Below are 15,794 nucleotides of genomic sequence, written 5' to 3' on the forward strand. Positions count from 1 at the left end.
GCGCGAAGCCGCAAGGCGCGCCCATGACGACCTACCGATGGCCTCGGCCCCGGTGGGTAGGGCTCGCGCTCGCGCTGCTCGTTATCGGGGGGAGCCTTCTTGCGGCAGGCACCTCCACGGCGCGCGTGCTCGACATCGAGATCGACACCACCTGGGAGGTGCCTCGGATCCCGGGCGCGACCCATCCTGACTACGTGGTGGACGTCGGCCGGGTCCAGTTCGGCGTCGATCCTAACCTGCCTGCTAACCGCGCTGTGGTCGATCTCGATCGTGCACCGCGCGATGCGGACGGCCTCGTCCGCTCCACCGCTGACCTGGTGATCCTGCGTCCCCGCGATCCCGATGATGGCGCACGGACCTGCCTGATGGGCGTGAGCAATCGGGGCGGCAAGGCGCTGCTTCGCTACTTCAACGCTGGCAGCCGAGGGCCCCTCTCGCCGGACTCGCCCGAGGTCTTCGGCGATGGCCTGCTCATGGAGCTCGGCTTCACCATCATCTGGGTCGGCTGGCAGGCCGACGTGCCGCGGGAACCGGGGCGGCTGCGCCTGGAGGTGCCCGTCGCCACGGATAACGGGCGGGCCATCGGTGGCTTGGTGCGCACGGACTGGGTGGTCGATCAGCGAGTCGACCGCCTGACCCTGGGGCATCGCGGCCACGTCGCTTATCCGGTCGTAGAACCAGACGACGTGCGTAACGTGCTGACCCGCCGTGCGGGGCGCGACGCACCGCGCAACGTGGTGCCGCGGTCTCGCTGGTACTTCGGCACCCAGCAGGACATTCGCGCCCGTGGCGTCTTCGACCCCGGGTTCATCTACGAGCTCGTGTACCGCTCGCGAGATCCCCGGGTGATGGGCCTCGGCTTCACCGCAGTGCGTGACATGGTGAGCTACGCCAAGTACGCGGATGACCGTCGCTTCCAGGCGGAGCACTGCCTGGGCTTCGGCGTCTCCCAGACCGGGCGGTTCCTGCGCCACTTCCTGTACCAGGGGTTCAACGGCGACGAGCTCGGTCGTCGCGCCTTCGATGGGATGCTGATCCACACCGCGGGCGCCGGGCGAGGGAGCTTCAACCATCGCTTCGCGCAGCCCTCGCGCGACGGCCATCGCTACTCATCGTTCTACTACCCCACGGACGTGTTTCCCTTCACGTCGGCTGAGGAGAAGGACCCGATCAGCGGCCGCGAGGACGGCCTGTTGGCCGCCTACGCGGAGACGGAACTCGCCCCGCGCATCCTCTACACGAACACGGGCTACGAGTACTACGCCCGCGCCGCTTCGCTCATCCACACCTCGGCCGACGGTCGCCGCGACGTGGAGGCGTTGGATAACGAGCGCATCTATCTGCTCGCCAGCGGCCAGCACTTCGTCGATAGCTGGCCACCCGCCGTGAGTGCGGATCGGGTCGCCTCGCGTGGCAACCCGGTGGACTTCCTGGTGAACCTGCGGGCCCTGATCGTGGCTCTATCGACGTGGGTGAAGGACGATGTGGCGCCTCCCCCGAGCTTATATCCCCGTTTGGTGGGCGGGTCGCTGGTGCCGGTCAATAAGCTCGACTTCCCCTACATCCCTGGCGTGCTTCGCCCGGAGGTGGTGCACACGCCGGCGCGCTTGGACTTCGGGCGCCGTTGGACTGAGGGCGTCGCCCTACGCCAGCCGCCGACGGTGAGCGACCCCTACCCGGTCTTCGTGCCGCAGGTGGATCGCTTCGGCAACGAATTCGCTGGCGTGCGCAACGTCGAGCTGCGCGCGCCGCTCGCCACCTACACCCCGTGGAGTTTCCGCGACGGGTTGGCTAACCCGTCGGAGTTGGCCGACTTTCGTGGCCTCTTCGTGCCCTTGCAATTGGATACCGCCGCTGCGAACGACGCGGGTGACGAACGGCCCGCGGTGGGTGAGATCTACGCGAGTCGGGCGGCCTACGTGGCGCGGGTGGATACGGCGATCGAGGCGCTGGTGTCCGAACGCTTCCTGCTGCCGCGAGATCGCAGTCGCGTGCGTCAGCGAGCCCTGGCGACGTGGGATCTGGTGGTCGGCGCCCAGGGGCTGGTGGAAGAGGAAAGTCAGGCGGCCAACACCCAGCCGACCGAACCCGCTTCGCGCTGAGCACCTCGCAAGATAAAAAGGCCCGGGCGCCTGTTGGCGTCCGGGCCTTCCTTTTTCTGGTGGTGGTGCGGTGGCGCTTAGCTGTCGTCGCCGCTGTCACCGCCTTCCGGTGCATCGTCGGGGGGCGGCGTCCGCGTGGTGCTGACGTCGCGCTTCACATCGCCCGTCTCCGGATCACGGACCACGGTAACGTTGCGCGTGCCGCTGCCACCCTGGCGACCGTCGATGGTCGTGTCGCGGGTGAAGCCGTCGTCCGTCCGCGTGGTGGTGGTGTTGCGCGTGCGGCTGTTGCCCTGCGCATCGGTGGTCACCACATCCTTGGAGAACGTGCCCGCCTCGCGATCGACCGTACCGGTGGTCTCGCGGGTGCGCACCTGACCGTCGGCGCCGGTCACCGTGCTTTGGCGTTCGAAGCCCGTGTCCGTGCGGGTGGCGGTCTGGTCGATGGTCCGGGTGGTGCCATCGGGGTTGGTCACGGTGCGCTCGCGCGAGACCGAGCCTTCGCCGCGAGTGGTCGTGCTGTCGACCGTGCGTGTGTTGCCGTCGGCGCCGGTGATGGTGCTCTGGCGGCTGACCGACCCGTCGTCGTTGCGCGTGGCGGTCTGGTCGACCGAGCGGGTTCTACCCTCCGGCCCCGTCACGGTGCTGGAGCGGCTGGCGGTACCGGCTTCGCGGTCCACCTCGCGGCTGCGCGTACGGGTGGCGCTGCGGCCGTCTTCGCCGGTCACGGTGGTGGTGCCACGGGCGCCGTTCTCCGTGCGTTCGCGTTGGCGATCAACGGAGCGATTCTCGTTGCGGTTGCCGCGGTCCGTGCTACGTCGCTCGCGCTGGGGGCGATCGGCGCCACCGCGACGGTTGCCTCCGCGATTCGCACCGCGTCGACGATCGTTGCTCTGGGCGAGGGCGAAGTCGCCGCTCAGCACCGACAGCAGCGAGCCTTGCGAGGCCGCCGGCGCGCTCGTCGCCGTGGCGGCGGAGGCGCTGCCAGCGCTCAGCAGTGCGGCCACGGCCAACATCAGCATAGGTCGGTGAAAGTTGTTCATGTCAATGGCTCCCAATAGATAGAAATTCCAGCTGTTTCATGGCCTTGAGTGAGCCAAGGGTCAGCCTTCCCTGGCCTGTAACAACGCGGATCCAGGTCGCACGTTGACACGCGAGGCCGGTGCTATAGTGACCGCCCGCCGCGCGTTGGGCAGTCCCAGGGTAGTTCGCGCGCTTCTCGTATCGCCGCATTGATGAGGGCTCCAAGCGATGCTCGAAACTCGCGACGGACGCATCATCGAAGTCCGTCAGGCCAGCGACGACGCCGTCACCGTACGCATTCGTTTCCCCCTGTCCGCCCGCTTTACCACGGTCCTTCAGTCGCGTCCCGAATCCGTGGTGTTCTCTGCGCGCAGTCGCGTCGCGCGTCTCGGCATCGATGTGCGCCCGAGCTCGCCACCGCAGCTGGAGCAGGCCCAGGGCGCCGCGATGCTGGAGGCGGTGATTCGCCCCTGGGTGTTCCTCGAGGAGGTCTGGCCGCTAGCCCGCGAACTCATCTTGCCGGGCCTCGCCGTGGGCCGACTGCTCTACTGTCCGGAGGAGCGTCGCCTGAGCGCCAGCGAGATCTTCGATGGCTATCAGCGCAATCAGTTCAAGCTCCCCGCGGGCTTCTCCATCACCAATGACGGGCGGGTGGTCATCCCGCCGCACCTGCAGATCTACGAGTTCGCCCGTAAGCTCAGCGCGCAAGATATCTGGACCGTGCTTACCGCGGCGGAGGGACGCACCTTACTCAACCGCTTGCAGATGCCGCGGCCGGTGCAGAATCTGGTGCTCGCGCCCGGGGAGGGGCTGATCACCTCCTGCACCGCGTTCTTGTTCAAGCACTTCGCGATGCTCGACAGCCGCCCCTCACCGATGGGCGGCCATCTGGAGGCGGTCGCCCTGGACCCGGTGCAGACGGCAAGTACACGCACCTTTCTGGAGCTCTTCAACAGCACGGATAACGTCGTCGTCAACCCTAGCGTCTACGCTAGCCTCTACCATGCGGATGCCGGCGACGACATTCCGCCAGCACGTCGGCCGCCGCCGCCGCGAGCCGATAACTCGGCAAGCCTGTACCAGCCCGGCGACTACCAGGCGCTGTGTGAGGTGTTCACCTACCCAGCCAACGGCGAGCGCACCTACGAGGCACGCCACGCGGCCGTGGTCAGCGATCCGCTGCCGAAGGAGATGCCCGAGTGGGTGACGCCCCGCGCCGTCGGGTCGTTGCAGCCGGGGCGCCTCGCCGTGCGCGCGCCGAGTACGATCCAGGAGCACGCGACGGCGCTGCTCGGTGAGCGCCAGGGTGTGCACCTGCTGCGCTATTTCCCGAACCTGACGGAGCACGCGGATCTCCTCGACCGTATGCGACGGGGCCTGGTGCGCGCCCTGGTGTTCGACAACGCCTCCTACGAACACAGCTTCTACCTGTCGGCGCGCGATCATGCGCGCTTGGCGGACTACGTCGATCTCGGCGTCGACGTCTATTGGTTGAACCGCGATCTTGGTCACCTGGTGAAGTACGTGGTCCGCGGCACGCGGGGATACTTTTGCGAGATCGACGAGATCGATCGCTTCATGACCTCGATCGTTGTGGCTGTCTACGGCTCTTCGCGCGCCCTCGGGGAGCGGGAGGAGTCTCGCTTGCGCCAGCTTCTGATCGAGCTGCAGGACTTCTTCGGCGGACGCCTGGCGGTGATTACGGGCGGCGGGCCGGGCGCCATGCGCGCGGCGGCCACGGTCGGCCGCGAACTCGACATGCTGGTGGGGGCGAGCTACCTGGAGATCGAGGATCAGCGCCACAACCGCCTGGCTCAGTTCTACCAGGTGTTTCAGGAGTCCTCACGCCATATTCGCCAGCGCTGGTTCGACATCGCCAGCTTCAACATCTTTCTGGTGGGCGGCGTGGGCACACTCGAGGAAGTGGGGCTGACGCTAACCGACATGAAGCTCGGCCTCGCCGATGCGACGCCGCTGATTTTCTTAGGCGAGAATGAGGACGGCGATGCCTACTGGCAGCACCTCCGGGGACAGTTGGCGCAGATGGTGGAGGCGGACCGCGCGCCCGCCAGTCTGCTGGACAACAGCCTGGTGACCGCGGACGCTGAACAGGTGATCCCCTTCTACCGCCGTGTCCTTCGCATCGGCTGAGAGGGGCGAGCCCCGCGTGCCCCTGATCGCCTGTGGGGAACGGTGACGTTCGCAGAACGGTCGAAGCTATCGATGATCCCGATTCGTGACGAGAACCCCGCCACCCTGACTCCGGTGATCACCGTGCTGGTGCTGATCGCCTGCGTGGGGGTGTTCGTCTGGCAGCTCTCGCTAGGGCGGGCGAATCAGCTGGCAGTGCTCAGCCTGGGGCTTACGCCTAAGGTGCTCTTCGGCCTCGCCTCGCTGCCTTCGGAACTCACCCTGGTGCCGCCCGTGGCCACCGTGTTCAGCTCCATGTTCCTGCACGGCTCGATTCTGCATATCGGGTCGAACATGCTCTACCTGTGGGTCTTCGGCGATAACGTCGAGTCGGAGTTGGGACACGTCGGTTTCGCCCTCTTCTATCTCGCCTGCGGCGTGGCGGCAGCGCTTGCGCAGGCGATACCCGATCCCACCTCGACGGTACCGATGATCGGCGCGAGCGGCGCCATCTCGGGCATCCTCGGCGCGTACATGATCCTGTTTCCCACGGCGAAGGTGTCGGTGTTGTTCCCGCCGTTCTTCTTTCTGCGGCCGATCCCGCTGCCGGCCGTGCTCGTGCTGGGCGCCTGGTTCGCGCTGCAGCTGTTGGCCTCCCAGGCCGCGCCCGTGGGTGAGGGCGGTGGCGGCGTGGCCTTCCGCGCCCACATCGGCGGTTTCATCGCCGGGATTCTTCTGCTCAGCGTGTTTCCGCGCCGAAAGCACCGCCCCCAGGCGTCCTGATCACGAGTGTATCGCCGGCGTCCACCTCCACCTGGGTGCTCGCCGCCAGGTGCTCCTCGCTGCCGTCCGCACGCAGTAGCAGATTCTCGCCCGCCTGCCCTGAGCCGCCCCCCTGCAAGCCGAAGGGGCCCTGACGGCGATTGTTCGTGAGCAGGGAGAGTCGCATGGGCTCGAGGAAGTGCAGGCGGCGCTCGACGCCGTCGCCGCCGCACCAGCGACCCCGTCCCCCGGAGCCTCGGCGGATCATGAAGGCCTCCACGCGCACGGGTAGGCGCCATTCCAGGATCTCCGCGTCCGTGAGGCGGGAGTTGGTCATGTGGGAGTGAATGGCGCTCGCCCCGGCGTAGCCCGGCCCGGCGCCGGTGCCCCCGCACAGGGTCTCGTAGTACTGGTGCGTGTCGTTGCCGAAGGTGATGTTGTTCATCGTGCCCTGGGCGCCAGCCTGCACGCCGAGGGCCCCGTACAGGGCGTCGGTGACGCACTGGGAGGTCTCGACGTTGCCGGCCACCACGGCGGCCGGCGCGCGAGGGTCGAGCATGGAGCCTTCGGGTATGGTCAGTTCGATCGGCGCCAGACAGCCTTCGTTCATGGGGATGTCGCGATCGACCAGGGTGCGAAACACGTACAGCACGGCGGCGCGGCATACGGCCGCCGGCGCGTTGAAGTTGTTCGAGGCCTGCGCCGAGGTGCCGGTGAAGTCGACCACCGCCGTGCGCGCCTTCGGATCGAGGGCCACCCGGACGCGGATCTGCAGGTCGTTGTCCAGGGGGTAGTCGAACTGGCCAGCCGCTGGCAAGCGCGCGATCGCGCGGCGTACGCACTCCTCGGCGTTGTGCTGCACGTGGGTGGTGTAGGCGCTCAGCACGTTGATGCCGAAGTGTGCCGCCGCGCGCTCCAGTTCCAGTCGGCCGCGTGCATTGGCGGCTAGCTGTGCCTGTAGGTCGGCGACGTTTCGCTCCGGCGCCCGTGCCGGCCAGCGGCCCGCCGCCAGGTGATCGCGTAGCGCTGCCTCGTTCAGCAGGCCCGCCTGCACCAGCGGGAAGTGATCGAAGAGTACCCCCTCCTCATCGATGTGCTCACTGAAGGCAGGCATCGAGCCCGGGGTGGTGCCGCCGATGTCCGCGTGATGGCCGCGCGAGGCGACGTAGAAATCGGGCGCCTGCGCCGACTCCCGCAGGTACACCGGGCTCACCACGGTGAGGTCCGGGAGGTGAGTGCCACCGGCGTAGGGCGCGTTCAGCAGGAAGGCGTCGTCCGGTCGCGGCGTGCGCCCAAGCTGTGCTTCGCCGCGGATCACGGCCCGCACGCTCTCGCCCATCGAGCCTAGGTGAATGGGCATGTGAGGTGCGTTGGCGACCAGGCCTCCCTGGGCGTCGAAGACGGCGCAGGAGAAGTCCAGGCGCTCCTTGATGTTGACCGAGGACGCGGTGTGCTGCAGCACCGTGCCCATCTGCTCCGCGATGTGGCGAAAACGGTTGTTGAAGAGCTCGAGCAGGACGGGGTCGGCGTCGGTGTCGGCGTGGCGAGAGACGTGCGCGCCGGGTGCTTGCTTGCCGAGCGCGTGCCGCTCCAGCAGCAGGTGGCCTTGGGGATCCAGGGTGGCTGACCAGCCCGGGGAAATCACGGTGGTGCCGTTGGCATCCACGATGATGGCGGGGCCTTCGATGCGGCCCGGCGCCTCGCATCGCTCGCGTAGGAAGTAAGGGGTGCGTCGCCAGTCACCGTCGAAGTAGACCTCGTGCACGAGGGCAGCGGCCTCGGCATCGATGCGAGGCGCCGGCGTGGTGTCAGCCGGTGCATCGCCCGTCTGGATGTCCGCGCCGGGCGCGATGGCTTCCACCTCGATGGACTCGACGACGATGACGCCATCGCGATGCGCGTAGCCGTAGTGCTGCTGGTGCAGGGTGGCGAGGGCCTGCGCCATACTCGTCGCGTCGTTGAGGGGCGTGGCGTGGGGGGTGTCCGTGCCCTCGTAGCGAAGGTGGGCGCGGTGTTCGAAGCGCAAGGAGGATGCGCTGCCGGCGCGGGCTCGCAGGGGCTGCCCCGCCTGTGCCTCCAGTGCCGACAGGGTGGGTGCGAGCTCGCCGAGGAGCGTCTCGCTGAGCTTCGCCTCGACCGGGTGCTGGCGGATCTCGCGGATGTCGGCAAGGCCCATACCGTAGGCGGAGAGCACGCCCGCGTAGGGATGGATGAAGACCCGACGCAGGCCGAGGGCGTCCGCCACCGCGCACGCGTGCTGACCGCCCGCGCCGCCGAAGCAGCACAGGGTGAAGCGCGCGAGATCGAATCCGCGCTGCACGGTGAGGCGCTTGATGGCACTCGCCATGTTGTCGACGGCGATGCGCAGGAAGCCTTCGGCGACATCCTCTTGCGAATAAATTTGTTCGCTCGCTCGATTGATCTCGTCCGTCAGTGCATCGAAGCGTTCCTTTACCGCGGTGAGATCGAGCGCCTGGTCCGCGTTAGGTCCGAAGACCTTCGGGAAGTAGCGAGGCTCCAAGCGGCCGAGCAGCAGGTTGGCGTCGGTCACCGTGAGAGGGCCGCCGCGACGGTAGCAGCAGGGGCCGGGGTCCGCGCCCGCCGAGGCGGGACCGACCTGGAAGCGACCGTCCTCGAAGCTCAGAATCGACCCGCCACCGGCGGCCACCGTGTCGATGCGCAGCATCGGCGCTCGCAGGCGTACGCCGGCCACCACGCTGTCCTGGGTGCGCTCCAGTTCCCCCGCGTAGAGGGCGACGTCGGTGGAGGTGCCCCCCATGTCGAAGCCGATCAGTGTGTGGAGGCCAACCGCATCACCCGTGCGCACCATGCCGACCACCCCGCCGGCGGGGCCCGACAACACCGCGTCCTTGCCGCGGAAGTGCTCCGCTTCGGTCAACCCACCATGGCTGCGCATGAAGAGGAGTCGCTGCGGCGTCACCGTGGGGCCGCTGGCGTCTTCGGGCTCGGCCAGCGCCGCTTGGAACTGGGTGACGTAGCGCATCAGCAAGGGCGAGAGGTAGGCATCGGCGACCGTGGTATCGCCGCGGCCGGTGAGGCGCGGCAGGGGTAAGACCTCACTGGAGACGCTCACATAGGTGAAGCCCAGGGTGCGGGCGAGGACGGCCGCCGTGCGCTCGTGCTGCGGGTAGCGATAGCCGTGCAGGAAGGTGATGGCGAGGCTGGTGATGCCCGCCTGGAGGGCGGCCTGTAGTGGGGCTCGCAGGGCCTGCGGATCGAGCGCTTGCAGTACCTCGCCCCGAGCCCCTATGCGCTCCGCGGCTTCGATCACCTGGGCGTAGAGCGGCGGTGGTCGGTGAATCTCGCGCGCGAAGAGCTCCGGGCGCGACTGGTCACCGATCGTGAGGGCATCGGCGAATCCAGCGGTGGTGAGCAGGACGCAGGGGTCGCCCTCGCGTTCAAGCAAGGCGTTGGTGGCGACCGTTGTGCCCATTCGGATGGCGTGAACTGGCGCACGCCCAGCGTCCTTCGCTTCGCGCAGGATCGAACGCACGCCGTGGGCGGCGGCGTCCGTGTAGCGCTCCGGTGCCTCGCTCAAAAACTTCCGGCACTGAACGCTGCCGTCAGGGGCGCGCGCCACGATGTCCGTGAAGGTGCCGCCGCGATCTATCCAGAACTCCCAGCCCGGCGCCTGCACGCAGTCAGCCCTCGTTCAGCTTCTCTCAGGTAAGAAGGAAGACCGTGACAGGCCGCCGGGGTAGGCGCAAGGGCGAGCGACAGTCTATGCTCGGCATCGACATGCGATGGATCACGCCCCTTGCTCACCTCCTGGCTGATGACAGGAGATGCTCATGACTCACCAACGAGACGACGCGCAGGCCTGCGCGCGCCGGCGTGCCGTGCTAGGTGCTTTGGCTGGTATCAGCGTGGGGGGCTTGGTGCCCGTGCGCAGCGATGCCGCGCTTCACCGTCTGGACTGGACGCCGGCGCGGGAGATCGTGGTGGAGAAGGCGCGCCGCCAGGTGATCATGTACCGCAGCGACGGCACCGTGCGCGTGTTCCCTTGCGTGCTCGGCGCCAACCCCCGCGGTCACAAGGAGCGCGAAGGCGATAACCGAACCCCGGAAGGTCGCTACGTCATCGACTTCAAGAACATCAACAGCCGCTTCTTTCTCTCGGTGCGCGTGTCCTATCCCAACGCCCATGACCGCGCGCGAGCCCGTGCCGCTGGCGTAAGACCGGGCGGCAACATCATGATTCACGGCATGCCCAACGAGGCGCGCCGTCCCTACCGCGGCTTGCTCACCAAGGACTGGACCAATGGCTGCGTCGCCGTCTCCAACGAGGCGATGATGGAGATCTGGTTGGCCACCCGTGAGAACACGCCGGTGGTGTTGCGCGCGTGAGCGATGAGCGCGTGATCGTGCTGATCACGCTGGTGACCTACCAGGTGTTGCTGATCGCCATCGGCTGGTGGGCGAGCCGGCGCACGCACGACTCCGTAGATTTCTTCCTCGGTGGGCGCAACCTCGGCGGCTTCGTCGCCGCCATCAGCGCCAGTGCCTCCTCCTCCTCAGCGTGGACGTTGCTCGGCGTCAGCGGGGCGGCCTACGCGTGGGGCCTGCCGGCCCTGTGGCTGTTTCCCGCCACCCTGAGCGGGTTCTTCATCAACTGGGTGCTCATCGCGCCGCGCCTTCGTTCGCTGGCGAAGACGACTGGTGCGGTGACGCTGACGGACGTGGTGGCGGCTACCGATGGTGGGTCACGGTCCCTCACGGTGGCGCGCCTTGGCAGTCTCATCATCCTGGTGTCCTTCGGCTTCTACGTCGCGGCGCAGTTCCAGGCGGCGGGGGCGGCCTTCGATAGCCAGTTCGGGCTGGATGCCGAGCTAAGCGTTCTGATCGGTGCGGCGATCGTCGTGCTGTACACCCTGCTCGGCGGGTTCTGGGCGGTGAGCGTGACGGACAGCGTGCAGGGCGTATTGATGGCGCTGACGGCGCTCGTGCTGCCCCTCGCTGGCGTGCTGGCCGTGGGTGGCGTGGGTCCGCTCTGGGAGCATCTTGGATCGAGCGCCGGCGGCGGCCTGTTCGGCGCGAGAGGCGCGCCAGCGGCGATCGGCTTCGTGGCGGGCACCTTGGGAATCGGTCTCGGCTACCCGGGGCAGCCGCACGTGCTCAACCGCTTCATGGCCCTGGGCGATGATCAGGCCCTGCGCCGGGCCAAGGTCATCGCGATCGGCTGGGCCGTGGTGGTGTACGCCGGCATGCTGTTCACCGGGTGGTGCGCGCGGATCCTGCTGGACCCGGCGGGGGCCGGCGGGGAGCAAGCCTTTTACGGGCTGACCGCGACTCTGTTTCCGCCGGTGGTGGCGGGCATCATGTTGGCGGCGGTGCTGTCGGCGATCATGTCCACGGCGGACAGCCAGCTGCTCGTGGCTGCCTCCTCCGTATCGCACGATCTGCGCCGCGGTGCTGATGAGCGTATTTCCCTCTTCACCTCCCGAGCGGTGGTGCTCGGCCTGAGTGCCTTCGCCTTAGGCCTGGCCCTCTACGCGCCCCAGTCCATCTTCTCGCGCGTACTGTTCGCCTGGCATGCGGTGGGGTCCGCCTTCGGCCCGCTGGTGGTGACCATGCTGTTGGGACGGACGATTCCGGTGCCGGTGCGCCTGGCGGCCATGGGCGCCGGTGCCGGCCTCACGGTCCTGGCCCATTGGCTGGCCGACTCGCCGGGGGATTGGCTCGAGCGGCTGGTGCCCCTGGCGGTTTCCGCGCTGATCGTCTGGGCGGGCTCGAGCGCCACCGACCGCCGTGCGGCGGCCGCCTAGCGGTTGCCGAACACGGCTTCCATCTGCGCGTCGAGCGCCTGCATGGGTTGCTCGAAGTAGCGATGAAATACGCTAGGTAGCTGGCGGTAGTCGATGCCGTCGATGGCGAGGGGACGCGAGTTGTAGGTATTCCAGAAGAGGCTGGGCTGGCCCGCGACTCTTGGGTCTTGTAGATCCTTTTGAAGGGCTAGCATGGCCTTGCCCGTGTAGGTGCCTTCCAGTACCACGCCGTCGCTCTCGTAGGTGCGGCGCACGGCCTCGATGGCCGGTGGGGTGTAGCGCGCGTACTCGCCGCCGAAGCAGTCGTGGCGCACCGTGACTCGACAGTCTTGTGGGCCGAGGGTAGGGAAGCTGCCACCGCTGCGTTCGTGCAGGAGGGAGGAGGTTTGTCGGATCAACGTACGCATACGCTTTTCGTTACCGAAGCGTTCGGCGGTGACGCGCACGGCCACGACTTCGCAATCGAGGCCTGCGGCGCGCAGGCCGACCGCAAGTCCGGCCGCCGTACCGGTGGTGCCAAAGGCCATATAGATGCGGGCGGGCGCGTGCAGTTCGCCGGCCGCGACCTGATTGGCCAGCTCGAACCCGGCGGCCACGAAACCGACGGCACCGAGTGCGGAGGTGCCGCCCCCGGGCACGACGGTGGGCGCGATGCCGTCCATGCGCTCGTGGCGATCGAGCTGGTAGCGCACGGCGTCGCCGAGTGCTTGCTCATCGGGGTAGTGGTGCATCTCGGCGCCGGCCAGATGGTGGGCGAGCAGATTGCGACACACCTTGCTCGAGAGCACCTGAGGCACGAGCATGGAGATGGCACCGAGGCCGAGGCGCTTGGCGTGGATCGCCGTGGCCAGGGCGTGGTTGGAGCCCACAGCGCCGAAGGTCATGACCTTGCGCGCACCGTTGGCCTTGGCCTCGGCCAGCAGGTACTCCAACTTGCGCAGCTTGTTGCCGCCGTAGGTGGGATCGGCAGCGTCATCACGTTTGAGGTAAAGTGCGGACGCGTCGCAAGCGCGCTCCAGCCCGCCCAGTCGCTGGATGGCGGATGGATAGGTGCCGAGAGCGAGATGCGGCAAGTGCGCTTCGAGGCTGGGATGGTGCTGGAACAGAGGATTCAAGAGCTTCTCCCGCGGCGTGCCGGGCCCCTGGGGCGCGGTGAGGGCGCCGCTCCTTTCGACGTGATGCACGAGACCCGCGGAGACGATACACGTAGCGGGTCGCCACCTGCCATCTTCTGCCACCGGGAGGTATGCGCATGACGCGGGTTGCCGTGGTCGGCGGCGGTTACGCAGGTCTTGCTTGCCTCACTTCGCTGCGCGCTCAGTTGCCGGCGGTCGATCTGACCTTGATCGATCCCGCCGCCCATCACCTAAAGCTCACTCACCTGCACGAGTCCGCCTCCAGGCCCTTGGAGGAGTTGCAGATTCCCTTCGCCGAGTTCGCCGATCGGATGCGTTTCGATCACGTACAGGGCTGGTTGGGAGCGCGCGAGAGTGGCTTTAGCGTCGACGATCTGGCGGCGTGGAGCGAAGCGCGCAGCGTGCCGGTGCGTCTGGCCGGCGATGCCGAGGCGCTGCAGCACGTGGCCGCGGATTATCTGGTGCTGGCCTGTGGCGGCGAACCGAACCTGGAGGTGCCTGGGGCGCCGAACGTGCTCACCCTGCGCGAGTTGCGTCACCTCGATTTGCACCAGCGCCTGCGCGAGCTGCGCGATGAGTTTGGCGCTGCCGTGCGCGTGAGCGTGGTCGGTGCCGGCGCGAGCGGCGTGCAGTTCGCCTGTGAGCTGGCGGAGGCGATGCGGCGCCTGGGGGCCAGCGGCGCCGTACGCTTGCTCGACCAGGGGCATGCACCGCTCGGCGAAATGCCCGATCGCGTCAGGCGCTACGCGCTGGAGCGCCTGACGGCCGTGGGCGTGCAATGGTGTCCCCACTCACAGTTCGAGGCTCAGGATGGCGAGGTGCTGCGTTTTCGTCGAGGCGGCAAGGACGGCGCCGTGCAGGAGATGGCGTCCAACCTGACGTTGCTGATGACCGGCGTGAAACCCTCGCCTTGCCCGATGACCACCAACCGTTACGGCCAGGTGCAGCGTGAGGGGCGCACGCTCGAGCGGGTCTTCGCTGCCGGCGATTGCGCCGAGGTGGATGGGGGTGGATCGAACGCCGCCACCGCTCAGGTGGCGCTGCGTCAGGGTCGCCACATGGGCGTCAACCTCGCGCGCCACCATCGCCGCCGACCGCTGCTCGAGTGGGTGTTCCAGGAGCTCGGGTACGTGGTCAGCCTCGGGGTGTTGGACGCGGCCGGTTGGGTGCTCTTCCAAGGCCACGTGGTCACCGGTATGCCTGCGGTAGGGATCAAGGGTGCGGTCGACACCCAGTACGATCTGTTCCTCGAAGGCATCGACACGTACCTGCTCTAGCGGGCCACCACCATGGGATCGGAAATCGCCTTTCGCCTGGTTCAAGCTGCTGGCGCCATCCTGACCCTGGTGCTCGCCTCGCGCTCCTTCACCGCGCGTGTGCTCACCCTCGGCGACGAGCCGACCCTGCCGCGCTACCAGGCCCCGAAGGGGCTGTACGGCATCGGCACCGCGAGCTACGCCCTGATCATGGCCCTGCTGTACCTCATGCTGGTGACCGTGTGGACCCCCTTGCGGCCTCTCATCGACGCCCTGTTCAACCCCGCCACGGCGGATGCCGCCGCCTACCTCGCGAGCATCACCGCTGGCTTGGTGGTGCCGGTGATGGTGATCCTGGTGTTCTTCTTCCTGCTCACCTGGGAGAGCCCGCTCAATCCCGTGCTGGTCCTGCGCGGGGTGGTGTACAACCTGTTCGCAATACCGCGCCGGGCACAAGACGTCTACACCTCCTTGCGTGGCGCCGGCCTGCAGGGGGTGGACGAGGCTCATCGCGAGGCCTGCATCGCCAACCTGCTGGCGGATAGCCTGGCCAAGGAAGACTTCGATCGCTCGGCCGATACGGTGGAGTATCGCTGGGCGCGTGCCTGCCTGCTGTTCGGGCAGATCCAGAGCTACGCGGACCAGCATTCCTATCACCGCTTCTTCCAGGAGCCGTCCCTGAAATGGGGGCAGATCTGTATCTCCTTCAACGAGACCTCGGAGAAGGTGGCGAACTGGAAGGGGGCCGAGCCGCACTACACCAAGACGCTGGAACTGATCGAAAAGCTCGATCAATTGATCCGGTGGCTATGTCGATTGTTAGCGTGCATCGTGGTGTACGGCAGCCCGAACGAGGAGGAGATGTGGAAGACCGTCGCGCGCCTCGGGGGCGACCCGCGCCAGGTGCGCCTGCGCCACACCTACCGCCATCTGCTGCTGTTCTCTGCGGCGATCGTGGCCGCTGTGGCCATCGGTCGTGAGGTCTCGGTGGTGGTCTACAACATGCTGTTCCAGCCGCCGAATGCCCTGGAACACTTCGCCTTCGACACGGTGCGCTGGAGCCTCTACGCGATCAGCATGTACGTGGTGCCGATGGCAGTGGTCTTCGTCGCCCACGCGGAGGCCTATCGGTCGCCCCGCAACCCCGCGCGCTATTACGGCTTCTACGCCCTGATGACGCTCATCTGTTTCGTCATCAGCACCTCCATGTCCGCCCTCGTGTTCGGGCTGTCGGCCAATGACACGCAGTTCAGCTTCGCGGCGAGCTTCGTCGGCTCCATGCGCTTCGGTATCTTGCCGGCGCTGATGTGTGGCTACGTGGCTTACCAGATGGATGCGCCGGCCCTGGAGGATCCGAAGAGCCTGCGCGATGAGTTGCGTTTGGCGGGGATTCGCGCCGGCATCTGGGCAGTGCTCGCCCTGATCATCATGCTCTACGCGACGGATGAGATGCCCCTGGAGTCGGAGGGGCTGCGGGTAACCATGACGATCACCTCGGCCTTCGTCTCGGCCTTGATCGCGGCCGCGGCCCGCTTCCGCATCCAGGCGGCTCAGCGGGTGGCGCCCGGCGACGCCTGAGGGGTGCCGCCGAGCCTCACCG

10 protein-coding genes are annotated in these 15,794 nt (G+C 67.6%); 7 read left to right on the plus strand and 3 right to left on the minus strand.

Translation table 11 applies throughout. The features are described 5' to 3' along the window. Positions 1–23: 23 nt before the first annotated feature. Positions 24–2,102, plus strand: a complete 2,079-nt coding sequence (locus tag AAF184_01985; GenBank protein ID MEO0421075.1) for an alpha/beta hydrolase domain-containing protein — start codon at positions 24–26, stop codon at positions 2,100–2,102. Positions 2,103–2,179: 77 nt separating this feature from the next. On the opposite strand, the gene AAF184_01990 is transcribed toward AAF184_01985, so the two are convergent. Beyond that, positions 2,180–3,145 (minus strand): hypothetical protein, encoded by a 966-nt coding sequence (locus tag AAF184_01990; protein ID MEO0421076.1) that lies wholly within the window; start codon positions 3,143–3,145, stop codon positions 2,180–2,182. Positions 3,146–3,353: 208 nt separating this feature from the next. Between AAF184_01990 and AAF184_01995 the strand changes: the two genes are divergently transcribed. Beyond that, a complete protein-coding gene (locus tag AAF184_01995) occupies positions 3,354–5,276 on the plus strand; it encodes an LOG family protein (protein MEO0421077.1) in 1,923 nt (640 codons plus the stop codon). Positions 5,277–5,348: 72 nt separating this feature from the next. Next, complete coding sequence (locus tag AAF184_02000) at positions 5,349–6,038, plus strand: rhomboid family intramembrane serine protease (protein MEO0421078.1); 690 nt, start codon at positions 5,349–5,351, stop codon at positions 6,036–6,038. On the opposite strand, the gene AAF184_02005 is transcribed toward AAF184_02000, so the two are convergent. Then, entirely contained in the window at positions 5,995–9,675 is a 3,681-nt protein-coding gene (locus AAF184_02005) for a hydantoinase B/oxoprolinase family protein (GenBank protein MEO0421079.1), read from the minus strand. The two genes, AAF184_02000 and AAF184_02005, sit on opposite strands and share 44 nt — an antisense overlap. Positions 9,676–9,829: 154 nt before the next feature. Between AAF184_02005 and AAF184_02010 the strand changes: the two genes are divergently transcribed. Beyond that, a complete protein-coding gene (locus tag AAF184_02010; GenBank protein MEO0421080.1) occupies positions 9,830–10,384 on the plus strand; it encodes a L,D-transpeptidase family protein in 555 nt (184 codons plus the stop codon). After that, positions 10,381–11,802 carry a sodium/proline symporter gene (locus AAF184_02015; GenBank protein MEO0421081.1) on the plus strand — a complete coding sequence of 474 codons (1,422 nt, stop codon included), beginning with the start codon at positions 10,381–10,383 and terminating at the stop codon, positions 11,800–11,802. The genes AAF184_02010 and AAF184_02015 overlap by 4 nt, the downstream gene beginning before the upstream one ends. Here AAF184_02015 and AAF184_02020 read toward each other — a convergent pair. Beyond that, a complete protein-coding gene (locus tag AAF184_02020; protein ID MEO0421082.1) occupies positions 11,799–12,986 on the minus strand; it encodes a pyridoxal-phosphate dependent enzyme in 1,188 nt (395 codons plus the stop codon). The two genes, AAF184_02015 and AAF184_02020, sit on opposite strands and share 4 nt — an antisense overlap. Before the next feature lie 68 nt (positions 12,987–13,054). Here AAF184_02020 and AAF184_02025 point away from each other — a divergent pair, with 68 nt between their 5' ends. Both AAF184_02025 and AAF184_02030 read left to right on the plus strand, forming a co-directional pair. Then, positions 13,055–14,215: an FAD-dependent oxidoreductase gene (locus tag AAF184_02025; protein ID MEO0421083.1), complete on the plus strand. Its 1,161-nt coding sequence runs from the start codon at positions 13,055–13,057 to the stop codon at positions 14,213–14,215. Between the two features lie 12 nt (positions 14,216–14,227). Continuing rightward, on the plus strand, positions 14,228–15,772 hold the full coding sequence (locus AAF184_02030; GenBank protein ID MEO0421084.1) for a hypothetical protein: 1,545 nt from the start codon (positions 14,228–14,230) through the stop codon (positions 15,770–15,772). The last annotated feature ends 22 nt before the right edge of the window (positions 15,773–15,794 follow it).

The sequence above is a fragment of the Pseudomonadota bacterium genome (assembly GCA_039815145.1).
In the GTDB taxonomy this organism is placed as follows: domain Bacteria; phylum Pseudomonadota; class Gammaproteobacteria; order Steroidobacterales; family JBCBZW01; genus JBCBZW01.